This window comes from Kitasatospora acidiphila, from assembly GCF_006636205.1.
In the GTDB taxonomy this organism is placed as follows: domain Bacteria; phylum Actinomycetota; class Actinomycetes; order Streptomycetales; family Streptomycetaceae; genus Kitasatospora; species Kitasatospora acidiphila.
The window spans coordinates 1477468-1499934 of sequence record NZ_VIGB01000003.1 but is presented as its reverse complement, the minus strand read 5'-3'; the positions used below and the strand labels follow the sequence as shown (position 1 = coordinate 1499934).

At 70.7% G+C, this 22467-nt stretch carries 17 protein-coding genes and 3 pseudogenes; 5 read left to right on the top strand and 15 right to left on the bottom strand.

Annotated elements, in window-relative coordinates; translation table 11 throughout:
• Positions 1 to 104: 104 nt before the first annotated feature.
• From E6W39_RS07600 to E6W39_RS07565, 8 genes and pseudogenes are all read right to left on the bottom strand, one after another.
• Positions 105 to 527, bottom strand: a pseudogene (locus E6W39_RS07600) (NUDIX hydrolase).
• Positions 520 to 1167 (bottom strand): annotated as a pseudogene (locus E6W39_RS07595) (NUDIX hydrolase). The pseudogenes E6W39_RS07600 and E6W39_RS07595 overlap by 8 nt, the downstream one beginning before the upstream one ends.
• 26 nt (positions 1168 to 1193) lie before the next feature.
• Complete coding sequence (locus E6W39_RS07590) at positions 1194 to 1733, bottom strand: flavoprotein (protein ID WP_141632285.1); 540 nt, start codon at positions 1731 to 1733, stop codon at positions 1194 to 1196.
• 182 nt (positions 1734 to 1915) lie between these two features.
• On the bottom strand, positions 1916 to 2464 hold the full coding sequence (locus E6W39_RS07585) for a GNAT family N-acetyltransferase (protein WP_228718620.1): 549 nt from the start codon (positions 2462 to 2464) through the stop codon (positions 1916 to 1918).
• 7 nt (positions 2465 to 2471) lie between these two features.
• A complete protein-coding gene (locus E6W39_RS41070) occupies positions 2472 to 2804 on the bottom strand; it encodes a lasso peptide biosynthesis B2 protein (RefSeq protein ID WP_228718013.1) in 333 nt (110 codons plus the stop codon).
• 244 nt (positions 2805 to 3048) lie between these two features.
• Positions 3049 to 5022 (bottom strand): albusnodin/ikarugamycin family macrolactam cyclase, encoded by a 1974-nt coding sequence (locus tag E6W39_RS07575; RefSeq protein WP_141632863.1) that lies wholly within the window; start codon positions 5020 to 5022, stop codon positions 3049 to 3051.
• An 80-nt stretch (positions 5023 to 5102) separates the two neighbouring features.
• Positions 5103 to 5231: an albusnodin family lasso peptide gene (locus E6W39_RS07570; protein WP_141632862.1), complete on the bottom strand. Its 129-nt coding sequence runs from the start codon at positions 5229 to 5231 to the stop codon at positions 5103 to 5105.
• 102 nt (positions 5232 to 5333) lie between these two features.
• Positions 5334 to 5849: an ATP-binding protein gene (locus tag E6W39_RS07565; RefSeq protein WP_141632861.1), complete on the bottom strand. Its 516-nt coding sequence runs from the start codon at positions 5847 to 5849 to the stop codon at positions 5334 to 5336.
• A 211-nt stretch (positions 5850 to 6060) separates the two neighbouring features.
• Between E6W39_RS07565 and E6W39_RS07560 the strand changes: the two genes are divergently transcribed.
• The gene (locus E6W39_RS07560) at positions 6061 to 7332 is read left to right on the top strand and encodes a transcriptional regulator (protein ID WP_228718011.1); all 1272 of its coding nucleotides are present in this window, start codon (positions 6061 to 6063) and stop codon (positions 7330 to 7332) included.
• A gap of 58 nt (positions 7333 to 7390) precedes the next feature.
• On the opposite strand, the gene E6W39_RS43425 is transcribed toward E6W39_RS07560, so the two are convergent.
• On the bottom strand, positions 7391 to 8587 hold the full coding sequence (locus tag E6W39_RS43425) for a putative Ig domain-containing protein (protein ID WP_407658598.1): 1197 nt from the start codon (positions 8585 to 8587) through the stop codon (positions 7391 to 7393).
• Positions 8588 to 8647: 60 nt separating this feature from the next.
• A pseudogene (locus E6W39_RS43985) lies at positions 8648 to 9091 on the bottom strand (phospholipase D-like domain-containing protein); the annotation flags it as partial.
• 213 nt (positions 9092 to 9304) lie between these two features.
• On the opposite strand from E6W39_RS43985, the gene E6W39_RS07550 reads away from it, so the two are divergent.
• Positions 9305 to 9823: a GNAT family N-acetyltransferase gene (locus E6W39_RS07550; RefSeq protein WP_141637595.1), complete on the top strand. Its 519-nt coding sequence runs from the start codon at positions 9305 to 9307 to the stop codon at positions 9821 to 9823.
• A gap of 135 nt (positions 9824 to 9958) precedes the next feature.
• Here the strand turns inward: E6W39_RS07550 and E6W39_RS07545 are convergent, their stop codons facing one another.
• Both E6W39_RS07545 and E6W39_RS07540 read right to left on the bottom strand, forming a co-directional pair.
• Positions 9959 to 11818 (bottom strand): AfsR/SARP family transcriptional regulator, encoded by a 1860-nt coding sequence (locus tag E6W39_RS07545; RefSeq protein WP_141632860.1) that lies wholly within the window; start codon positions 11816 to 11818, stop codon positions 9959 to 9961.
• Positions 11819 to 11948: 130 nt separating this feature from the next.
• On the bottom strand, positions 11949 to 12905 hold the full coding sequence (locus E6W39_RS07540; RefSeq protein WP_141632859.1) for an AEC family transporter: 957 nt from the start codon (positions 12903 to 12905) through the stop codon (positions 11949 to 11951).
• A gap of 243 nt (positions 12906 to 13148) precedes the next feature.
• Between E6W39_RS07540 and E6W39_RS07535 the strand changes: the two genes are divergently transcribed.
• The gene (locus tag E6W39_RS07535) at positions 13149 to 14009 is read left to right on the top strand and encodes a hypothetical protein (protein WP_141632858.1); all 861 of its coding nucleotides are present in this window, start codon (positions 13149 to 13151) and stop codon (positions 14007 to 14009) included.
• A gap of 16 nt (positions 14010 to 14025) precedes the next feature.
• On the opposite strand, the gene E6W39_RS07530 is transcribed toward E6W39_RS07535, so the two are convergent.
• Entirely contained in the window at positions 14026 to 14697 is a 672-nt protein-coding gene (locus tag E6W39_RS07530) for an NAD(P)-dependent oxidoreductase (protein ID WP_181799140.1), read from the bottom strand.
• 280 nt (positions 14698 to 14977) lie between these two features.
• Here E6W39_RS07530 and E6W39_RS07525 point away from each other — a divergent pair, with 280 nt between their 5' ends.
• The gene (locus E6W39_RS07525; RefSeq protein ID WP_141632857.1) at positions 14978 to 17497 is read left to right on the top strand and encodes a ribosomal eL19 family protein; all 2520 of its coding nucleotides are present in this window, start codon (positions 14978 to 14980) and stop codon (positions 17495 to 17497) included.
• Between the two features lie 126 nt (positions 17498 to 17623).
• On the opposite strand, the gene E6W39_RS07520 is transcribed toward E6W39_RS07525, so the two are convergent.
• Positions 17624 to 18370 (bottom strand): SDR family oxidoreductase, encoded by a 747-nt coding sequence (locus tag E6W39_RS07520; protein WP_141632856.1) that lies wholly within the window; start codon positions 18368 to 18370, stop codon positions 17624 to 17626.
• A gap of 214 nt (positions 18371 to 18584) precedes the next feature.
• Positions 18585 to 19967 carry a S53 family peptidase gene (locus E6W39_RS07515; RefSeq protein WP_141632855.1) on the bottom strand — a complete coding sequence of 461 codons (1383 nt, stop codon included), beginning with the start codon at positions 19965 to 19967 and terminating at the stop codon, positions 18585 to 18587.
• A gap of 445 nt (positions 19968 to 20412) precedes the next feature.
• On the opposite strand from E6W39_RS07515, the gene E6W39_RS07510 reads away from it, so the two are divergent.
• Positions 20413 to 22428, top strand: coding sequence for a hypothetical protein (locus E6W39_RS07510; RefSeq protein WP_141632854.1), 2016 nt, complete (start codon positions 20413 to 20415; stop codon positions 22426 to 22428).
• Positions 22429 to 22467: the final 39 nt, after the last annotated feature.

Genomic DNA, 22467 nt, shown 5'->3' with positions numbered 1-22467 from the left:
TACTCCTGGTAGTCGCCTTGCTCGGCCCGCTGCGGCGGGCTCGCAGCTCCAGCACAAGAACACTCATTGCCCGCAGAACTGCGGGGGCAATGAGTGTTCGTCGGTCAGCTGGTGGCGGGTCCGATCAGAACGTCATCCAGGTACTGCTGCACCGGCTCGAACAGCCCGTACGGCACGTACTCGGCGATCTGCTCGTGGGTGACCCAGGCCAGCGCTGCCAACTCCTCGGTGTCGACCACTGAAGCGGTACCGCTCACGATCTCGCAGGCGCTGTAGGACATCTGCCGGCCGGTATTCGGGTGGACGCGCTCACCGAGCAGCCGGACGGCCTTGACCGTCAGGCCGACCTCTTCAGCGGTCTCGCGGACCGCGGCTTCCTCGGCCGTCTCTCCCCGCTCGATCTCACCGGCCGGGAACTACCACGACAGCTCGCCTTCCTTGACCCGGCGCTGCACCATCAGCACGCGGCCGTCCTGGACCACGATGGCGGCGGCGATACCCGGCTTATCGGTGATCTGCTCAGTCATGCTGCGGCTCCTCCAGGGAGGCCAGGATGGGCGGGAAGATGGTATCGACGGGGATGAACGGGCACTGCGTTTCTTGGAACCCACACGACGTCGGCGTTCTCGACCGTGTCCTGGTTCAGGGCTTCCCCGGCCAGGTACTCAGTCAGGAAGTACTCGCACCAGACCCCGGTAGCCGGATGGAGTCGGCCGCCGAGGAGTTGGCGTACGGCGCAGTGGATCCCGGTCTCGGCTAACGTCTCGCGGACGGCTGCCGACGCCGGATTCACCCCCGGCTTGATGACGCCTGCTGGGAACTGCCAGCGGATGCCAGCGCTCTCGTCGTCCCGACGGCAGACGAGCAGTACCTCGGAGTCGCGCACCACCACGGCGATGGCCACGCGCAGGGCCTGGCCCGCGTTGCGTGGGCTGGCTTCGGCGGTCAGCAGCGCGAACCGCTTCTGCACTGCCGGCGGCGCGGTCTCCAGGATCTGGTCGAGTAGCTGCCGCATCTCGGTGCGGGGGACCAGCTCCGGATCGGCGTGCCAACTTGCCACTGTCCGTAGGCCGATGCCAAGCCGCCCGCGAACCCCTCGTTGGTGTCGCGCAGCGCCTCTTGGAGCGCACAGGCGGACTTGCCCGTCCAGGTCCCCACCACGTCCACCTGCTGCTCCTTCCCGAGCTGGCTGGCTACGCCTTGGTCTTGGCTTCGAGCACCGGGCGCAGCAGGCGCAACGGTGTGCTCCAGTCGTACTGGTCACGCCCCCCGCCGGCCTTCGGCTCGTGCGGCATGTAGTCGCCGAACAGCACGCCCATCGCCTTCAGTCGCTCCACGTTGGCCGGGTAGGCCGGGTGGGCGGCCTGGGCCGAGTTGACGTACGGCTGGGCGGCTACCGGGATGCCCAGGCCGTAGGCCTCGGTGAGTATGCCGAGCGCCAGAGTGTCGGCATGGCCGTCCGCCCACTTGTTGATCGTGTTGAAGGTGGCGGGCGCGACCGCGATGGCGTCGGCCGGCGGCAGTGAGGCCGGCACCTCGGGCGTGCGCCAGGCCGAGCGGATCGGGTAGCCGGTCTGCTTCTCGATGGCGGCCTGATCGATGAACCCCATCGCGTTCGGCGTCGCTACCACGCCTACCGCCCATCCTTCAGCTTGGGCGGCTGAGATCAGCTGGCCCACGTCGTCGGCGATGCCGGAGGCGCACACGACGACGTAGAGGAACGGCTTGCTCAAGGTCGGACTCCCAACTCACGGCTGAACTGGCGTAGCCCCGGCAGGGCACCGCGGCGGTCGCGTGCTGCCATGTCGGCCACCAGCTCCCGGATGTCCGGACGACGCCGGATGTCTTCGGCGGCGTGACGTTCGGCGATGCGCAGGGCGCGGTAGCCCTCGGACAGTTCACAATCAACTTGGCCTCAGACCAGCCGTTTCACAACCGACGGCCCCTCGAACTCTTGCACCAAGGCATCCATGACGAGCTCATCACACACTCGCCCGAGCCAGTAGCCTGCCTGCCGCACTGTCCCCGCTGCCCGAAAGCCCGCCTTCCGATAGGCCCCGACCGCCGGAGAGTTGGGCGCGAGCACCTTGAGCCAGACCATCCGCAGATTGCTGATGTGGAAGGCATAGTCAAGAACCAGGCGGGTGGCGGCAGTTCCCAGCCCCTTGCCTCGCCTCTCAGGAGCGAGCATCACAACGTACTCAGCCGTCCGCACCGCGAGATCCGGCAGCAGCGTCGCCACCCCGGCTGGCGCAGGCGCGTCCCCGGTGAGGTCGTAGATGGTGAACCGGATGTTGTCGCCACGCAATTGGTGATCCATGCCCTCCGTGCGGGCTTCGAGGCTCTCGGGTTGCTGCCGCCCGTACCCGATCAGGAGCGCGGGATCCTGCTCCCAGCGCCAGTAGGTCTCCACCAAATCGGCGCGGTACGGCCCGAGACCGCAGGTGTCGTCGCGGAGCCACAGGATCGGCTCAGGGGTGCTGTCGATGGCGGGCTCCGATGGTGAGAATGGGCGTGTACGCGCCTGTGCTTGCGGGTTCGGCGATCGGCGTGCCGTCCTCAGTCTGCACCCAGGCGTGCAGTCGAATCGGATCTGCCGCGACCCCATGGCACCAGATGGCGCCCAATCGGCGGCTGGCGAGGAAGAGGACGGCCGCCGCTGACTCCTCCAAGCAGGCAGTACGCCCTGGTGAGTACCAGCCGACCGCCCGGACGGCGTGGACGGCGTCCTCGGCCTGGGTCACGCTGGCGGAGCGGCACGAGGGTGACTCCACTTGCCGGAGTAGTCGGATTACGCGGTGCATCGCCGTGTCGCGGTGCCCGCCGTACCTGACCGCGAGGACGCTTGCAAGGGACGCGCCGGCTGCTACTGCTGCCCCGGGCGAGACGAGCCGTGGCCGATGAGCTGAGGCCGAGTGTTCGGAGCTTCCCCAGCTCGTGATCGGAGTCGTACCCGAGATCGTAGAACGCCAAGACGTGAGCTCGGGTGTCTCCACGAGCAGCCCGAGGGTTTCCAATCGTGTGGTGAGCGCCGGGGCGAGGGCAGAGCTACAGGATGTTTCGGCCGCCTGCCGCCACTGGTCGGCTGCGCGTCCCAGCAATGCCTGTACTCGGCCGGTGCGGTAGTCCACGAGGACCAGTGCGTGGCCGAAGTCGATGACACGGACGTGGGCCGGCGGGGCGGCGTAACGAGCCATCGCTTTCATCAGCTTTCCTCCTGCTGCGGCTCGGCGATCCACTTCGGGGTGGGTAGTGGTGGTGAGCGGTGAGCCAAGCTTCGACCGTCAACGCCTGCTCCATGGTGGCCATAGGCATCGGTAGGCCGGCGGCTGCCAGGCGTAGAGCCTGTCGGAAACGGGCGGGCTCGAGGAGGCCGTAGGCAGCGAGGTGACCGTCCGTCAGTCGGACCAGGTCGGCCAGATTGGCCCGAAGGCCTATGAAGTGGTCGGCATCGAAGCTGCCTTTGGTGGTGCGAGCTGCGACTTGTGGCGGCAGCAGCTGTGACATGGCGTTCACCAAATGGGGCTTGTACTCATAGATGGGTGGGCGTTTGTCGAGCGGGGTCCGGAGGACCGCATCCATCACGAGGGCATCCAGGAATGGGTTGTGCAGCTCAACACCGCTGGCGGCGGCTGCCAGGGCTGCATCAGCTCGGGCGGTACGGGCGACCTCACGAATCTCGTCCACAAGCACACGCACGGCAGCGTCCAGGTCAGGTAGGTCGTCAGGTGTCTGGGCGGCCTCGAACGCGGCTTGGGCGAGTAGCCGGCGGGCCGAACCGGTACCCCAAGCTGGAAAGGGCGGGAGCGGGAACCATCGAACCTGACCGTGGTCATCTCGACCTGGCTGTCCGATCGTCTGGGGCAGCGTAGTGAGAGCGGCATGTCGGCTGGTCAGCGCTGCGCGGATGGCATCGCGCAGGAGTGGTGTGACCGGGCGCCTTCGAAGCCGGGCCCAGCCAAATGCCTCATTGGCGGCCCGTTGCATGTGGTGATGGTGAACCAGGTCGGCAAGGTGGATCGGGGGCTGGAATAGAATGCTGTCGCCACCGTCACCTGTGACGTGAAGCTGGGTGCCGAATTCCTGGCTCATCCATTGGAGTTGTCCAAGGAGACGGGCCTGGGTGAGGGTCGATGGCGCGGGTTCGTCCGTGCCTGGCACGCTCGTGATGCCGGTGTAAGGAAGGTGGCGGTCAGTCAACGCCTGTAGCTGGTGGGAGATGCGCGTGTCGTAGTGCTCTGCGGTCAGCCGGGCGTAGCGAAGGTCCGCACCGTCCAGCCGGTCTGCCGGATGGACCGTGACAGCCGTGAGGCGTCGGTCGGAAGGCAGCGCGAGGGCCGCGAGTACCGTGATGCTGGTGGAGTCGAGTCCGCCAGACAGATCACAGGACAGGGTGGGGTCGATGCCGCAGCGCAGCTCCACGGCAGAGGAGAGCGCATTGCGGAGTCGCTGTCCTGGCTCCCCCGTGGCTGCGGGGTCTGGCCGCCACACCGGGACGCAGCGCGGCTCGGATCCATCCGCAGGTAGCACCACCCGGGCACCAGGTGGCAGTTGCCGCACACCGGTGAAGAAGCTCCGTTGTCCGGCCAGGGCTGGAGCTGATGGCGCGAACACTGCGCAAGCCAGTCGCTGGGTGTCGATCGTGGCAGTGATCAGGGAGGCGAGCAGGCGCGCGGAGGTGGACCAAGCCCAGGTGCCGCTGTGTCGGGCGGCGTAGATCGGATAGGCACCGGCTGGATCGGTGTGCACCACAGTGCTTCCGGCCGCTTCCTCAACAATGGTGTAGATGCCTGGCCAGCGCCATGTGGCGTCGAACGGGACTTGCCCGTGGGCCAGCGCTGATGTTTCGGACTCCAGGGCGCCGCACCAGCCAAGGACTAGGACGATCCGGTTCTGCCTCCGAGTGACCGACGCACGTGCCGTTGCTGAGCCGAGGCGCCACGTGCGGCAAGCCAGTGCTAGGTAACGTGCGCCGTCAGGGCGCAGGTTGGGACGAATGGAACTGAAACCACCGAAGCTCACGCTACTTCCTCCAGCGAGAACGTTGACGTGGAGCTGGTGCCGCCCGGGCATGTGCGCGGGCGACACCAGCGGACGACAGATCAGCTGTTGTAGGCGCGGCGCTTGTCCTCGCTGTGGCCACTGCCCTGGCCCTCGGTGAGGTTGACGGCCTCGCCGATTTCGACCATCAGCACGTCGTCGGTGTCCGTCTCGAAGATCGGCTCGTTCATGGAGGGTCCTTTCCTGGAACGAAGGTGATGTGGTTGTGCATGTCTGGGCACCTGCGGTGCCGCATCCCGCACAGAAGCCGCGCGGGAGCCGTGAGGCGATCGTCAGATCGCGGCGGAGGGCGGCGGCAAAGCCCCGCCGATAGTGGCGCTGGCGTCCTGCCGCCCTGGTGCGTTGAGGGCGTGCCGCGAACGGATCACGGACTGGCAGAGAGGCGGCTCTTGATCAGGCAAGGCGCACTCCGCCCAGACCTTCTTGCCTCGGTCCGTCGGTTCCGTTCCGTGGGCGACCGCCAGGTGGCTCACTAGCAGCAGGCCGCGGCCGTTCTCGTCCTCGGATCCAGCCAAGCGCGGTACGGGCTGGACCGGCGAGGCGTCGTAGACGTCGATCAGCAGGCTGCGCGCTGGGCGGTTGACGTATACCCCGACGGTGATCAGCAGGCCGGCACCGTGCTCGACCGCGTTGGTGAGCAACTCCGAGGCCACGGTTTCCACCGCCAACCGGCTGTCCTCGTCAGTTCGCACCCTCCACAGCCGCAGCAATCGGCTCACTCGGGCGCGGCCGGTGGGTACGGCGAAGGGGGCTCGCAGGAGCAGGAAGCGGTTGCTGTGGAGGTGCATGGGAGGGCAACCCTTCTGGGTGGCAGGGATGAGCAGCTGCAGGGGGCAGGTGACACCGGGAAGGGTCCAATGGGAGGAGCCTTCTGGTGATAAGTCAACTACGCTCGGTGTCTGTGCCGCTGGTGCCAATGAGGAGGTGCGTTTCTGTGCAGAGGGTCCGCTTAGGGGTGCCAGAATCGGGAACGGGACTGTCAGTCACGCGGGGCCAGGCATGATGGCGCCGGACGGGATCGGTGCACTGCTGAGGGGCATTCGCGAGGCAGACGGCCGTTCGCGTGAGGAGCAGGCGTTGCTCCTTCAGGAGCTCCAGGACGGGCAGTGGTTCGATCCGGAGAACCTGAAACGCTGGGAGACCGAACGGCGAATGCCGGTTCCGCGATGGCACGGTCTGCTGGCCGAGGGCTACGGACTGACGCAGGCACAGATCATGGCGGCGGTGGCGGCATCACGTCGATGGCGGAGGCTGAGGCGCGCGGCCGATGATGGAGCGAAGGGCGGAGAGAAGGTGGATCGACGGCGGTTTCTCGCGGCGGCGGCAGCGGTGACCGGTGCCGCGCCACTGTCCGGGATGGCGGATGCGCGACGGGGTATCGACGCCGGTCTGTCGGGCTCCGATGCTGGTGACCTGGCTTACCTTGATGCGGCCTTTGAGCGTCACCGGGGCGGTTATCACGGTCGGTCGCCAGTTGTCGTGCTGGGCGAGATGAGGCAGGATCTCGACCTCTTGCGTTCGGTCCTGGCCCGACCGCACCCAGCGGGTACCCGGGCAGGGTTGGCGCGCACGGCGGCGGGGATCACCGGACTTGTGGCGATCATCCAGCACGACCGTGGTGACCAGCGCGATGCGCACGGTTGGTTCGCGACGGCCGAGCGGGCTGCTAGGGAGGCCGGAGATCGGACCATGCTGGCGTGGGTGCTGGCCAGGCATGCGATGGTCCCGCTCAATTACGGAGCTCCTGCCGCCGCTGCCCAACTCGCGGAGCAGGCCCGCCATGAGGCAGGGCGTCGGCCAAGCGCACCCGGTGCACTGGCTGCCGCGGTGGCCGCTCGTGCGCTGGCCGCTGTCGGCGAGCGTCAGGGGGCGCTCGACGCGGTGGCGGAGGCGCGCGCGATTGCTGAGCGCCTCGATGCGACCCAGGCCGCTGACACCTGGTTCGGCTACCCGGCGCAGAAGCACCACGTCCACATGTCGCAGGCGCTCACCCTCCTCGGCCGGACCCGCGATGCCCGGGCCGAACAGGATGCCGCGCTTGTGCTTACCCGCGCGCCATCCATCATGACGCACGCTCTGCTCAAGCTGGATGCGGCGACCTGTCTGGGTATGGATGGGGACCACGGTGGAGCGGCCGACCTTGCAATGATGGTGTGGCAGCAACTCCCTGATGCCTACCGGGAAGGGCTGGTGCGTTCGCGGGCCGAAGCGCTGCACCGCACGCTCGACGGCCCGGCGCATCGGCGGCTGGGCGATTTGCTTGCAAGCTGACGCCGCAGCGTGAGGCCCCGGTTCGGCGGGCGGACCGGGGGCCTGAACTGGTGTTCTGTCAGCTCACGTTGACCGCGGTGTCGTCGAGCACGAAGCTGGTCTGGTACTCGCTGTCCTCGGTGCCGGTGAACTTGAGGGTGACGGTCTGGCCGGCGTAGGCGGACAGGTTGAAGGAGTGCTGGGCGTAGCCGGTGTTGGCGTTCAGGTTGGAGTAGGTGGCCAGGGTGCCGAGCACGGTGCCGGAGCTGTTCAGGACCTGGACGTTGAGGGTGTCGTAGGCCGTGGTGGTCGAGGTCTCGGCGGTGTCGACGTGCAGCCAGAAGCTGAAGTTGTAGGTGGTGCAGCCGGTCGGCAGGGTGATCGACTGGGCCAGGGTGTCGGTGTGGGTGGTGCCGTAACCGTCAAGCCAGGCGTCGTAATTGCCGGAGTGGGACGGCTCGGAGGCCAGGTCGCTGTTGATGACGCCCGAGGAGCCGGTCCACGGCGAGAGCGCACCCGTCTCGAAGCCCGGGTTGCCGAGGAGCTGGGCCGAGGTGCAGCCGCCGCCGGAGGCTGGGTTGACGGTCCAGGTGAAGCTGGCGGAACCGCTGGCGTTGGTGCTGTCCTTGGCGGTGACGGTCACGTTGCTGGTGCCGGCGGTGGTCGGGGTGCCGCTGATCAGGCCGGTGCTGGAGCTGATCGACAGGCCGGCGGGCAGGCCGGTGGCCGAGTAGCTCAGGGTGCCGCCGGCGGTGTCGCCGGCGCTGATCTGCAGGTTGGCGGCGGTGCCGGTGGTGCCGGTCTGGTTGCCCGGGGTGGTCACAGTGACGGTGCCGCTGCCGCTGCCCGCGGTGTGGTTGAAGTCGGCGGTGATGGCCGACTCGAGGCCGCTGACCACGCCCGAGTCACTGAGGATGATGCCCAGTTCGCGGTTGTGGTTGAGCGAGTTGTCGGAGAAGTTCTCCGAGCCCGCGAACGCCTTGGCGGTCGAGGTGCCGTAGTCGGACACGATCGCCTTGGCGTGGATGTAGTAGCCCGTCGAGCTGCTGTAGGTGGTCACCTTGCCACCGGCCGCGGTGACCTGGTTCAACTGGGTGGTGTAGGAGCCGCTGGTGTTCTCGGCGACCACGCGGACCGCGACGCCGCGCTGGGCGTCCGCGACGATGGCGTTGACCAGGGCGGTGTCGCCGAACTCCTCCTCCTCGACGTCCAGGCTGTGCTGCGCCCCGTTGATCAGGTTCAGCAGCTGGGTCTGCGAGTCGGTGGGCGACCACACCAGGTTGTCACCGTCGGAGGGGGTGATCGAGGTCTTGGCGTAGTCCGCGTTGTACACGGCCTCGATCGCGGCGACATCGGCGCTGTCGGTGTCGAAGACGCCGTAGTCACGCGAGGTCGAGTAGTACGTGGTGTCGAAGTTGCCCGTGCTGATGTACGACTTGGTGCCGTCGACGGTGATCGTCTTCTGGTGCGTGTAGGTGAACGCACTGGAGGAGTAGGTCACTCCGACGCCCGCGGACTGCAGCGCGCTGTAGGCGGCGCTGTTGACCGAGCTGTGGTTGGGGTCGATGAGCACTCTGACCGTGACGCCGGCGTTGTGCTTGGCGATCAGGTCGTTGACGAGCGTGGTGTCACGAAGCTCGTAGATGGTGACGTCGATCGACTTGGTGGCCGAGTTGACGAAGTTGTAGATGGCGCTCTCGCCCTGGTCCGGGAGTACGACCAGGGAGTAGGTGCCCGTGGCGGCGTGGGCGGCGGCGGTCGGCACGAGGACCGCGGCCATGGAAGTGGCGCCTGCTGCGAGAGTGGTCAGCAGACGGCGGGTGACGCTCATCCAGATGCTCCTGACTGACATGTTCGGGCATGGTGGGGCATGTTCGGGCATGCTGAGCTCAAGTGGGGGACGACGCGCGTAGACCCAAGTAAGGCACAGGGCCGATGCAACGTGAAGTGCTCATGCCTTACCAGTAGTTGAACAGGGAGCGGGAAAATGAGGATTCGGCTACGAGACGTTGAACTCCGGGATCTGGATGCCTATCTGGCGATGCGCTGCGATCCGGTGATGATGGCCGAGCTCGGCGGCCCGCTGCCTGCGGAAGGGATGGCCGCCAAGGTCGAGCGGGACGTCGCCGAAGCAGCGTCAGACCGCTCCTGGATCAAGATGATTGAGGTCGATGGCGGTACGGCGGGAACCGTCGCACTCTGGTCCCACCAGGACTCTCCACAGGACTCCCACGCGAGTCGCGGCGATGACGGCGCACTCGTCAGCGAAATCGGGTGGATGGTGCTGCCACGCTACCAAGGGCGCGGGCTCGCCAAGTTGGCCGTCCGAGAGCTGCTCGACCGGGCTGCCGACGACGGACGCTGGGGTGCGGTGCACGCCTTTCCCGCCGTCACCAACCCTCCGTCGAACGGGATTTGCCGCTCTACCGGCTTCACGCTGCGCGGAGAACGCCGGGTCGAGTTCGCCGGTCGCCTGATCCACACCAACCACTGGGTGCACCTGGCAAGCTGAGGGCCGCTCAGCACCGCGGAGTCGTGCAGAGCGACTGGCTCGGCCGGGCGGCGGCGCCGTCCTGCTGCTGCGCGTACTCACGGGCGAAGAGGTGCAGCAGCGCCGGGTAGCGGTAGCGGCCCGGGGTGCGACTGGTCAGCAGATGCGCGTCGACCAGCCGCTCCAGCAGGTGCTCGGCGTGGGGGCGGAACTGCCCAGCGCCTCGGCGGCGGTCCGGGTGCCGACCGTGGCCAGCCCGGGCAGCGCCAGCCGACCGTACGCCGCCGCCGTCGCCGGGTCCAGCGCGCGCAGGGCGCCGGCGAAGGCGGCCCGCAGGTCCAGCTCACCGATCCGCAGTTCGTCGAGCCGCCGCCGCGGGTCGACCAGGCGGTCCGCCAGCCGGCGCACCGTCCAGCCCGGCCGGGTCGCCAGCCGCAGCGCACAGATCCGCAGCGCCAGCGGCAAGCCGTCGCAGAGGGCCGCCAGTTCGGTCAGTGCCGCCGCGTCGCCCGCCAGTTCGGTCCGCGTTGCCGAATCGCTCGCCCGTCCGGTCCACGTCACCGAGTCGCCCGCCGGCTCGGCCGCCCCCGCCGGGCCGTCCGCCAGTTGCCGCGGATCCACAGCCCGACGGAGGAAGGTCACCGCATCGGGCAGTGGCAGCGGACCGAGCGCCATCGGCACTGCGCCGATCAGCTCGGGCAGCCGGCGCCGACTGGTCACCAGCACCGCGCCGGCCGTGTCGGTGGGCAGCAGCGGCCGCACCTGCGCCGCGTTCTGCGCGTCCTCCAGCACCACCAGCAGGCGCCGCCCGGCCACGATGCCGCGGAACAGCGCGGCCCGGTCCGCGGCCGCCACCGGCAGCCGGTCGGCCGGCACACCGAGCGCGGCCAGGAACGCGGCCAGCACCTCGTGCGGGGTGGCCGGGTCGGGCCGGCTGCCCCGCAGGTCGGCGCGGAGCACGCCGTCGGGGAACGCCCGCTGCGCCGCACGCGCCGCCTGCCCGGCCAGCGTCCGCTTGCCGCTGCCGGCCGGGCCTGACAGCACAGTGGCGCAGATGCCGGTACCGCGCTGCACGGTGAGCAGCCGGGTCAGCTCGGCCAGCTCGGTGACCCGGCCGGTGAAGTCGGCCAGCGGAGCGGCGAGCTGGGTGGGGGTCAGCGGGGTGAAGGGGGCGTTCCCTGAGGGCACCTGGCGGTGGGACGGGGGCGCCTGGCGCGGTGCGGGGAGGCCGGGTGCGGGGCGGTACTGCTGACCGGTCGCCGGCTCGTCCACCGGGGCGGGTTCCAGGTCCGCGCGCAGGATCCGCTGGTGCAGCTCGCGCAGCTCGGCGCCGGGGAGGATCCCGAGCTCCTCGTCCAGGGCGCGCCGCACCCGCTGGTAGACGGTCAGCGCCTCGGCCTGCCGACTCTCCTGGTAGAGCGCGGTCATCAGCTGCGCCCAGAACCGCTCCCGGCCCGGGTGGGCGGCGGTCAGCGCATACAGCTCGGCGACCATCGAGCGGCGGCACAGCCGCAGCTCGGCCGTCACCCTCGCCTCCATCGCCTGCAGCCGGTGGTCGGCGAGCCGTTCCGCCTGCTCGCGGTGGAGGCGGTCAGAGGGCACGTCCAGCAGGGCGTCGCCGCGCCAGACGGCCAGCGCGGCCTCCAGCAGCTCGACCGCCTGCTCGTCGTCCCGGCGGTCGAGCGCGGCCGCACCGCTTCGGTGCAGCTCGGTGAAGCGGTGCAGGTCGAACTCCTCGGGCGCCGCCTCGAGCAGGTACCCGCCGGCGCGGGTCTGCAGCCGGGCGCCGGCCGCGCCGAGGCCGGCGCGCAACCGCATCACGCTGTTCTGCAGGGCGGACCTGGCGGTGCGCGGCGGCCGGCCGTCCCAGACGCAGTCGGCGAGCAGCTCGGTGGAGGTCACCTGGCCGTGGCGCAGCAGCAGCGCGGCCAGCAGCACCCGCTGCTTGGGTGCGGCGACCGGATGCTCGCCGTGTTCGTCGCGAACCAGCAGCGGACCGAGGATTCCGAACTCCATGCCTCCGTTCTAGTCCGGCCCGGGATTGATCAGGGGGCGTCGGCCCGCCGATCAATCAACTCCGGACAACGACGCAGGTCAGAGGCGCAGGTAAGCGGTGCTGGTCAGCGGCGCAGGTCAGCGGTGCTGGTCAATGGGCGGTCAGGGCCCAGTCCACGGCGGAGAGCGTGACCATCGACAGCAGGGTGGAGAAGAGCACCGAGTCCCGGGGCAGTGCCGTGCTCAGTCCGTACTGCCTGGCGTAGATGAAGACGTTCTGCGCGGTCGGCAGGGCCGAGCAGACCACCACCGCGAGCAGCTGGTGGGTGGTCAGGTGCAGCAGCAGGCTGCCGACGGTGAAGGCGACCAGCGGCTGAACCAGGTTCTTGGTGAGGACGGCGAGCCCTACCTCGGCACGGTGGGTGGCGGCCCCGGGAGCCCGCTCGGCGGCGGGGCGGGCGTGCAGCGACATGCCCAGCGTGATCAGCGCGGTCGGCACCCCGGCGGCACCGAGCAGCTCGCAGGAGTGGCCCAGCGCCCCGGGCAGCCGGAACCCGGTCGCCGAGCAGACGACGCCGAGCGCGGAGGCGAGGATGATCGGGTTGCGCAGCGGCATCCGGACCATTCGGAGCAGCCGGTTCGTCCCGTCGCCCTGGTCGGTGCCGGCGTCCAGCGCGCCCAGGATCACCGGCGTCACGAGCAGCACCTGGAAGAGCAGCACGGGTCCGACGAACGAGGCGTCACCCAGCACCTGCACCGCGACCGGGATCCCGAGGTTGGCCGAGTTGACGTAGCCCGCGGCCATCCCGGCTATCGCCTGATCGGCCGGCCGGCGCCCGAAGAGCCAGCGCGCGGCGGCCCAGCCCAGCAGACCCGCCGCCAGGGTGCCCGCGGCGAACGCCACCATCGACGGGTTGGCGAAGCTGCGCAGCGGAGCCTTGGCGAGCATCGTGAACAGGGCCGCCGGCATGGCCACGTGGAAGACGAACCGGCCGAGCACCAGCTCGGCCTGGTCGCCGAGCAGCCCCGTGCGGCTGACCAGGTAGCCGATCGCGGTCAGGATCCAGATCGGGACGAATGCGGAGAGCAGCGGTTGCAGGGAGTGCATGGATCCTTCTAGTGCCGGTGCTGCCGGGGGCGGTGGTTGACGCTCGCCCGTCCGAACGGTCGGGCCGGCGCTCAGTCAATCAGGCGGCCGGAAGCACGGATTCCGCACCCTGCTGTTTCGCGCCACCGCCCTCCCGTTCGGTTTCGGCTCGGTCTGCGAGTGGTGTGCCGATTCGGTGTCATGTCCCTGCGGAAGGTGTTTCGGTGGTAGAGATGACGGAACGGATCGGTTGGGAGTAGCCGTATGAGCGTTCAGGACGAGGCATCAGGCCCGGAGAACGGGAACGGGCCCGGCGGCAAGGCGCGTTTCTACGACATCTACAACCAGGCAGATCCACGGGCGTACTTCACCCGGCTGGCGCCGCTCGGATACGAGATCCCGCAGCACGCGCAACCGGTGTTCCGCCGGGCGGCGGAGCTGCGCAGCAGCGCCGGCGCCGGCGCCGGCGCCGGCGACGGCGGCGGGCGACGGCCGGCGGTACTGGACGTGTGCTGCTCCTACGGCATCAACGCCGCGCTGCTCAACCACGACCTGACCATGGCCGAGCTGTACGAGCACTACACCGGCCGCCGCGCACAGCGACTGTCGACGGTCGAACTCGCCGCCTGGGACAAGGAGTTCTACGAGGAACGGCGACGTCCGGACGCCTACCCGGTGATCGGCCTGGACATCGCGGCGCGCGCGGTGCGCTACGCCCAGGCCGTCGGCCTCCTGGACGCAGCCTGCACCGACAACCTCGAACTGGAGCCGCCCGGACCCCGGTTGAGCGCCGCACTGGCCGACGTCGGCCTGATCACCATGACCGGCGGCGGCAGCTACATCACCGAGCGGACCTTCGACGCACTGCTGAGCGGGGCCGGGCGCCCGGTGTGGGTCAGCGCGTTCTGGCTGCGCACCGTGCCGTTCGCCCCGATCGCCGAAACCCTCGCCGCCCACGGCCTGCGCACCACGGCCGACACCGCCCGGACGTACCCGCAGCGCCGCTTCACCGATGAGCGCGAACAGCGGTACGCCGTCGCCGCGGTCCGGGCGCTGGGGGAGGACCCGTCGGGCCTGGAGGAGGCGGGACTCTTCCAGACGGTGCTGTACGAGTCCCGCCCCTGACGCCCGTTGCCGCGTGCTACCCGTGTGCCACCGCGACCAGCGCGCGGTGGTGCCGGGGCGCCTCCGCCTCGTCCACCAAGGCGACCGCCAGATCGGCGTAGCGGAACAGCGGGGCGTCGGCAGGCAGCTCCAACAGGCCCGTCCCGCCGGTGCGGTATCGGCCGGTGCGCTCGCCGTCCGCGTCCAGGAAGGTGGGCGGCGGGGCCAGCACCACCCAGTCCAGGGCCTCAGGAGCCTGCTGCCAGACGGTCAGTTCGCCCGTATGGCCGATCGAGAAGCCCCGGTGCTCGGGCGGGAACCCTTCGGTGTCGTGCAGCGGCACGCCCGGCGCCGCCTCCAGCACCGTCCCGATGCCGACCGCCACCAGCCGGTGCACCCCGGAGTCGGCCAGTCCAGCGGCGAGGGCTCGCGCGGCGGCCGGGAAGAACTCGTCCGCCGGGACGTCGTAGTTGCCGGCCGCGCTGATCACCGCGTCGTGACCGGCCGTCAGCGCCGCCACCGAGGCCCGGTCGGTCACATCGCCCGCCACCACCGTCACCCCGTCGGCCGTCAGCTCCGGGTACTTGGCAGGGTCCCGGACCACCGCCGTCACCTCGTGCCCCCGGCGCGCCGCCTCCGCGACGGCCCGGCGCCCGGCCCGTCCGCCCGCTCCGAACACCGCGATCCTTCGTACCGTGACCCCGCTCATGACGCGCTCCTCGCTGCTTGTGTGAGTTCCAGCGCGTCGAACGCTAGGGCGAGACCCCTTGGTTACTTCAAGGGTACCGAGGCCGCCGACCGGCTCGCCGGGGCCGGGCAGTGCACGAGGCGCCTGGAACCCTGGTGCGCACACCCCTTAAGGTGGCGCAAAAGGGGGCGCGGCCGCGAGGGCCGCGGCCCGGTGGACCGAGGCGCCCTGGGTGGCGGCGGGGTGGTGACCGGCGTTGGCGGACAGTGGATCGACCGTTGGGACTGCTGGGACTGCTGGGGTGCCGACCGACGTCGTGGTACCGACCGCTCCGAACGGCGCGCTGCCACCGATGCCGCCGTTGCCGCCACTGCCACCACTGGTGCCGGGCATGCCGGGCATGCCGGGTGGGCCGGGGGAGCCGGTGATCGAGGACGCCGTGCCCGAGGAGTACCGGGCCCTGGCGGACGCGAAGGCGGCGGCCCTGGCCGCCGGACTGCCGTGGGGTGAGGAGCAGGAGGCCGAGGCCATCCGCCGGGCGGCGGGGGCGGGGGCGGGTGCTGCCGGGCCGACCGGTGCGCCGCAGGCCACGGCGGTGCTGCGCGCGGTGCCGCAGGCGCGGGCCACGGCGGTGCTGCGTGCGGTGCCGAGTGAGGCCGGGCCGGGCGCCGGTGGCCCGTCTGCGGGCGGGCCCGGCTCGGCAGGTGGCGACGCGTCAGCGGGCGAGGCCGCCGCACCGGAGACCCAGGCGGTGCCTGCGGACGCGCCCGCGACCGGCGCGGCCGGGCACGATGCCCCCGGCACGCCGGGCGGATCGGGCGAGGCCGGCCCGGTCGGGGAACCCGCGGTTTCCACGGGCTGGACCACCGACGTGCCGCTGGCCGACGTCGCCGCGCTGGCCAGGGCGCAGGCCGAGGCCGTGGCCACGGCGAGTGGGGCCGGGCGAGCGGTGGTCGGTGGCGGCCTGCGTGGGCGGATCCTCGCCGTCGAGGGCGGCTACGGAAGTCGGCGCGGCTGGGGCCGAGGCGGCTCGGGCGGTCAGGCGCCGGTGCTCTCCGCGATGCTGGCGGCCGTCGCGCCGCAGATCCTGCTCGCCGCCGACGCCGTGGACGCCGTCCACCTGCCCTCGGCCAGCGACCCGCAGACGGTCTTCGCCCACCTGCGCGCCGCCGCCCGCCACCCGGGTCCGCTCCTGGTGCACCTCGGCGGCCACCTGGTCGCCGACAAGCGCGGCGGCGGGCTGTATCTGACGCTGCGTGACTCCAAGACCGGTACCGTCCGGACCGACGGCTTGGCCTGGTCGGCGATCGTCGGCGAGCTGCGCGCCCGGCCGGCGGACTGGGACACCCTGGTGATCGCGGACCTCAGCGCCGAGCAGGCCGCCTGGCCGCTGGTGCAGAGCCCGCAGTTCACGGAGGGCGTGCCGCTCTGGGCCGTGGTCGCGCCCGACCCGGAGCAGATCGGCACCTTCACCCGGGCGCTGATCGAGTGCCTGCACGGCGGTCGGCCGGGCGCCGGCCCCGTCCTGGCGCCGGAGCACCTCCGTGCCCAGGTGCACTCGGTGCTCCGGCCGGATGCGCTGGTGCTGGCCGCCTATCCGCCGGACCGGCCGGTCTTCAAGAACATGGCTCGCCAGCAGGGCACGCCGACGACCGGGTCGGCGGTTGCCGCGCCTGCGGCTGGTTCGGTTGCTGCGCCTGCGCCTGCTGCTGCGGTGCAGGTGGCGGGCGGGGCCGACGCTGCTTCGACGACCGGCGCGGCCGGTGGTGCGGTGGTTGAGACGAGCGGTGCCGTGCCGCCGCCGCGGACTCCCGGAAAGGGGGGCCCGGTCTCGCTGCTCAAGCCCGGCGTGCCTGAGACGGTGCGGACGACGCGGCCGGTGTCCCTGCTCAAGGGTGGGGACGGACTGCCGACCGGCGAGCTCCCGACCGAGCAAGCGCTTGGTCAGCAGGCTGCCGCCGAGTCCCAGTCCGAGCCCGACTCCGGGGCGGGCAGCGGCGAGGGCGTGTCGCTGGCAAAGCAGGCGCTTGATCAGCAGCAGGCCCAGGACCCCGAGCAGCAGCCCGAGCACGCCGCCGAGGCCGCCCACGAGCCCGAGCCCGCCCCTCACGCCGGGGCCGCCCACGAGCCCGCCACCGACCCCGCGCCCGCCCAGGCCGCGGAGCCGGCAGCGCTCGCAGTAACCGACGCACTGCCCGCAGGCCCCGCCGAAGCGCTCGCAGTAACCGACGCACTGCCCGCAGGCCTCGCCGAAGCGCTCGCAGTAACCGACGCACTGCCCGCAGGCCCCGCCGAAGCGCTCGCCGCAACCGACGCACTGCCCGCGGCAACCGACACCCCGCCCGCAGGCCCCGACGCACCGCCCACGGAAACCGAAGCCCCGCCGGCCGACTACCGCGAGGCGCTCGGTCGGATCGTCGCGATGGCCGAGGCGAGCGACCACAACCAGGCGGTGGAGCTCGCGCTCGTCCTGGAGCAGCAAGCTGTGGCCACGCACGGCCCGATCGCCCCTCCCGTCCTGATGATCCGCCAAGTCCTCGCCCACCTGGCCCGGTTGGCGGGCGACCTGGTGGGAGCGGCGGAGCTGTACCGGGAGGTCGCCATGGTGCTGCTGCTCGCCGACGGCCCGGAGGCCCAGGAGACCCAGCAGGTGACGACCAACGCCGAGGCCTGCTGGCGAGCCATCAGCGATCCTGCGGTGGCGCTTGAACTGGCACCCAGGATTCTGGAGTTGCGTGCGAAGGTCCCCGGCGCGGACGGTCGCAAGCTGCGCTCGACCGAGCGCTATGCGACGAAGCTGGCCCAACAGACTGGCGCATGACGGCAGTCCCGCGCACTCCCGGGTAACGCCGGTGCGCAGGGCGGTGGTTGCCAGCCACCGCCCGCCCAGCATCGCGCCACGCCTGCCCCCACAGCCACACTGCAAGGCGGACGTGCCGTCGAACCGTCAACTCCGGCTGCGCAGCCGCTCCGTCAGGTACTGCTCGAACGTGACTTCGCCCACCGCGCGCTCCGGCGTCAGCAGTCCGCCGGAGCGGATGCGGCGGTAGGCCGCCCCGGCCAGGGGCACGTTCAGCACGCCGCGCCGCCGTCCGGTCACCCGCAGGTAGCTGCGGGCCAGCTCCGACAGCGTGAGCACCTCGGGGCCGCCCATGTCCGGAACCCTCCCCGTCGGGTTGCCGGTTGCCAGCTCGGTCAGGCGGGCAGCGACCTCGGACACCTCGATCGGCTGGTCGGTCACGCCCGCCGGGAGCAGCATCACCGGCAGCTTGGCGAAGGTCTCCAGGACCTTCCGGACCAGATCGTGGAACTGTGTCGTGCGCAGGGTGGTCCAGCCGAGCCCGGACTCCTCGATGAGCTTCTCGACGGCAAGCTTGGACCGGTAGTAGCCGAGCGGCACTTGGTCGATGCCGACGATCGAGATGTACACCAGGTGCCGCACCCCGGCGGCGCGGGCGGCGTCGATCAGATGGCGGGCCGCCTGCTCGTCACCGCCGCGAGGTGAGGTGGCGCAGTGCACGATCGTGTCCACGCCCGCGACGGCCTCGGCCAGCCCCGTCCCCTCGCGCAGGTCCACGGCGTAGGGCCGGGAGTGCCGGCTCAGCACCCGCACGTCGTGCCCGTCGGTGCGCAGCCGCTCGGTGACGAGCCGGCCGAGCGTGCCGGTGCCGCCGGTCACCAGGATCGTGGTCATCGCAGTCGTCGTCCCTTCGAATGGGCCCGCTCCACTCCGGAGCGGAGGTCATCCCCTGGACAGTGGACCGACGAGCCACGGTAGGTGTGACATGCCCGGGCGCACGCGAAAGGGCACTCGCGGCGTGTCGCCGCGAGTGCCCCTGCTCGCCGTGGCGGTTGCCCGGTCGACGGTTGCTCAGAAACCGCTGCCCGGACCGCTACCGCTCAGTGGCTCAGCGCCCCGCGAGCATGTGGACGAACTTGGCGGCGTCCACCGTGCCCAGGCCGGAGGCCAGGTCGTAGCCCTTGGTGGCCTGGTAGCCCTGGACGTTGTTCCAGCCGTTGTCACCGGTGGTCACGTCGGTGATGCCGCTCCAGTCGGAGGGCAGCATCGACATGCCGTAGAGCCGCCAGTTGAGCTGGCCGAGGCGGTGGCCCGCGGCCTGGTCGGCGAGGGCGACCACACCGGAGAAGAGCGGGGACGCCTCGCTGGTGCCGCCGGTCAGGTGCCAGCCGGCCTGGGCCGGGACGTAGGACTCGTAGGTCCAGGCGGCGCCGTCGACCGCGGCGCTCATGCTGATGTCCGGGGTGCCGCGGTGCTGGCCGACCACGTTGGCCACGCCCGCCTGGTACCACGGCCGGTCGAAGACGGCCGAGACGCCACCGCCGCCGGCACCGTACTTGTCGTGCCAGACCTTGTCGGCCGCGGTGCGGTTGCCGTTGTTGTCCAGGGTCATCTGGGTGCCGCCGATGCTGGTGACCAGCGGGTCGGCGGACGGCCAGGAGTTGACCTTGAACGGGTACAGGTTGTTGTTGTTGTCCGAGTCCGTCACGCCGTTGTCGCCGGAGGAGGCGAGCACCGTCACGTTGTGCGCGGCGGCGTCCTTGAACGCGTAGCGCAGGTCGGTGAGCGACTTGTAGTCGCCCTTGTCGAAGCCCGGGAAGGTGTTCTCGGTGGCGCCGAAGCTCTGCGTGATGACGTCGCCGATGCCCTTGTCGATCATGGACTTCTCGGCGTCCATCATCTCCGGCAGGCCGGTGACGCCCTCGGTCTCGGCGACGGCGGTCTCGACCAGGACGATGTGGGCGTCCGGGGCGATCGCGTGGGCGTACTCGACGTCGAGGGTGGTCTCGCCGGCCCAGCTGGTCATGTCAGCGTTGGTCGGGTCGAAGGCGGGCACGTTGCCCCACTTGACGACGTCGACGTTGGTGTCCTGGATGCCCCACTGCTTGTCGAAGGTCTCCAGGTCGTGCTGGATCGTCGGGGAACCGTAGGAGTCCACGATGACGATCGTCCGGCCCTTGCCGGTGATGCCCTGCTTGTACAGCGGGTTCAGGTCATACGCGGCGCGGTACTGCAGCGGCGAGTAGCAGTGGATGCCGATCTGGGCCACGCAGTCGCTGGTGCTCAGCGGCGTGGGGCGCGCCGTCGCGTTGATCTTGCCTTCGGACGCGGGGTGCAGCTTGAACGCCACGTGCGGGAAGCTCGTGGCCGCGGCCGCGGTCTGGGCGCTGACCAGGCCCGTGGTCAGAGCGGTGGCCCCGACGGCGAGCATGGCCATGGCCTTGGTGCTCAGGGAGCGTCGGGAGCCCGCGGTGGCGGGGGAGATGCCCATGGAACTCCTTTTGGATGGAGGGTCGGGCCGACGCTGGGTCGGCCCCGGTATCCCATCGTGTGGAGAGCTGATGAAGCTATAGTCATTTCGGACCCTTGACATGACGGGTGAACACGCCGGAAAAATCCGAAGAAATGTTCACCGTTTCCCCGGCGGTCCAGGCCACCTTCGGTCAATGCCCGGTCCTGCCCTCGTCAATCAGCCTGACGGATCGTCAAGTAACCGTAAAGTCAGGCCGAATCGCGTTGTCGGCCGCCCGCTGAGCGGACAGCTGGACCGGCTGACCGGTGCACTGGTGCCGACCAGGGGTGCCATCGGCGGCAGGTCGAGGAACGAGCGGTGAACTCTGCCGCGTCCCACTCCCGGGCCCTCGAACGGCCGTGCAGGATCTCCGCTGTCCCGCGCGGTCCTCCGGCGCGGGCCCGACTCCGGGAGGATCTCGCCCATGCCGCACCGCCGTACCGCGACTGCCGCCGCCATCGCGGTCACCACCCTCGCCGCACTCACCTGCACCGCCGGCCCGGCGCTCGCCGACTCCGACGGCCGGGGCCACGGCCACCACCACGGCCCGGTCAGCTACACCGTCGGCACCCCGGTGGTGGACAAGGTCAAGGGCGGCCCGTGGACCCTCGCCCAGGGCGACCCGACCGCCGGCGCCACCGTCACGGTCAACGGCGTGACCTACCCGAACACCGCCGTGGACCCGGGCGCCGGCGGCGTCCCGGCGGCCAGCGGCGTCACCGGCACCCCCGGCCCGCTGCCCGGCTACTGCGCCAGCGGCGGCCCGACCCCGGAAACCGGCGCGGTGCTGCGCCAGCCCAAGGGCAGCGTGCTGCCGATGCAGCCCTACTACTTCCCCTTCGTCACCAGCGAGGACGGCGGCCGGACCCTCAGCGGCCTGTTCGACTACCGCCCCAAGGACGGTGACGAGGCGGTCGTCGCCGCCACCTCTACCGACCACGGCCGCACCTGGCGCTACCAGGGCGAGGCGCTGGAGCAGAACGCCGGCCTGTGCCCGGACGGCAACACCAATGACGACGGCCAGGGCCACGCCTTCGTGCTGACCGTGCCGGACTACAACGGCACCGGCCACCGCGGCCAGGTGCTCTACACCCTCTCCCGCCCCTCCGGCGACAACCCCGGCACCAACCTGATCGTGCACCACCTCACTCCGAAGGACGGCAACCCGCTGGCCGGCCTGCCCGCCGCCGAGCCGGTCGGCATGGGCGGCAGCACCGCCGCCACCGCCGCGGTCACCGTGCCGGCCGGCCCGGGCGGCGACGGCGTCACCATCACCGTGGGCAGCACCGCCGCGTTCGAGCAGCCGGGCCACTTCACCGTGGACGGCGTGACAGTGGACTGCAACGACAACAACGCCACCGCCACCGCCTTCACCGGCTGCACGACCCGCACTCCGGGTGGCGTGGCCGTCAAGGCGGGCGACGCGGTGAGCGCCGACAGCGTGATCCCGGCGACCGCCCAGCAGACCTCGGGCCTGGTCTCGCCGGACGGCATCATCAGCACCGTCCCGGACTACCCGGGCGCGCCCAAGGGCAGCGTCGCGGTGCTCTACACCGAGAAGATCGTCAACTACTTCACCCCGACCAGCACCACGGCCGCCGTGACGCTGCCCGCCGCCTCCCTCCCGGTCGGCGACACCACGGCGCTCAAGCCGGCCGCCGGCGGTTCGGTCACCGTGAGCCTGGGCACCGCGAACGGCATCGTGCAGGTCAGCTGCACCGGCGCCGACGCCACCGACCTGACCGGCTGCACCGGCGGCACGGGCACCGTGGCCAAGGGCAGCGCCGTGGGCGCGCCCGGCGCGGCGGTCGCCCCGTACGCCCAGCTCGCCAAGATCGGCGAGGGCAAGAACAAGCCCAAGACGCTCTTCGGCAACAACGAGGACTACACCGTGGTCCGTGCCGCCTACACCACCGACGGCCTGCACTTCACCGACCTCGGCCAGGTCAGCGGCCTGGGCGACCCCACCAGCACCAGCGACTCGGTGCTGCGCTGGATCGGTTCGCGCGGCACCGTGATCACCAACCCGGACGGCTCCTACGGCCTCTTCCTGTCCGGCGCGTACGCCTCGGACGGCGACAGCGACGCGTTCAACCAGATCTTCTACTCATCCTCCAAGGACGGGCAGCACTGGTCCGCGCCGCAGAAGCTGATCGGCACCGACTACGCCTTCTCGGCGCTGGCCCAGCAGGCCACCTCGGGCGCCCCGTTGGGCACCTCCGGCTACTACAGCGGCCGGGTCTACGACCCGACCGTGGTGCGGAACGACAACGGCACCCTGACCATGCTGTTCGCCGGCTACTCGACCCCGAAGCCGCTGCCGACCACCGGTTCGACCTACGGCACCGACCCGGCGAACCAGTACACCGTGCCGGCCGCCCAGCCGGCCGAGTACCGCACCATCCTGAGCGTCACCCTGAAGCCGCAGTTCAACGGCTGACGGCCGGTCACCGGGTGGGATGGCGGATGCCCCGCCACC

Excerpts from the sequence above, each read along its gene's own strand:
- E6W39_RS41070 (WP_228718013.1), bottom strand. The coding sequence starts at position 2,804 with ATGCACCGCGTAATCCGACTACTCCGGCAAGTGGAGTCACCCTCGTGC.
- E6W39_RS07570 (WP_141632862.1), bottom strand. The coding sequence starts at position 5,231 with ATGAACGAGCCGATCTTCGAGACGGACACCGACGACGTGCTGATGGTC.
- E6W39_RS07565 (WP_141632861.1), bottom strand. The coding sequence starts at position 5,849 with ATGCACCTCCACAGCAACCGCTTCCTGCTCCTGCGAGCCCCCTTCGCC.
- E6W39_RS07560 (WP_228718011.1), top strand. The coding sequence starts at position 6,061 with ATGATGGCGCCGGACGGGATCGGTGCACTGCTGAGGGGCATTCGCGAG.
- E6W39_RS07545 (WP_141632860.1), bottom strand. The coding sequence starts at position 11,818 with ATGGAGTTCGGAATCCTCGGTCCGCTGCTGGTTCGCGACGAACACGGC.
- E6W39_RS07540 (WP_141632859.1), bottom strand. The coding sequence starts at position 12,905 with ATGCACTCCCTGCAACCGCTGCTCTCCGCATTCGTCCCGATCTGGATC.
- E6W39_RS07535 (WP_141632858.1), top strand. The coding sequence starts at position 13,149 with ATGAGCGTTCAGGACGAGGCATCAGGCCCGGAGAACGGGAACGGGCCC.
- E6W39_RS07530 (WP_181799140.1), bottom strand. The coding sequence starts at position 14,697 with ATGAGCGGGGTCACGGTACGAAGGATCGCGGTGTTCGGAGCGGGCGGA.
- E6W39_RS07520 (WP_141632856.1), bottom strand. The coding sequence starts at position 18,370 with ATGACCACGATCCTGGTGACCGGCGGCACCGGCACGCTCGGCCGGCTC.
- E6W39_RS07515 (WP_141632855.1), bottom strand. The coding sequence starts at position 19,967 with ATGGGCATCTCCCCCGCCACCGCGGGCTCCCGACGCTCCCTGAGCACC.
- E6W39_RS07510 (WP_141632854.1), top strand. The coding sequence starts at position 20,413 with ATGCCGCACCGCCGTACCGCGACTGCCGCCGCCATCGCGGTCACCACC.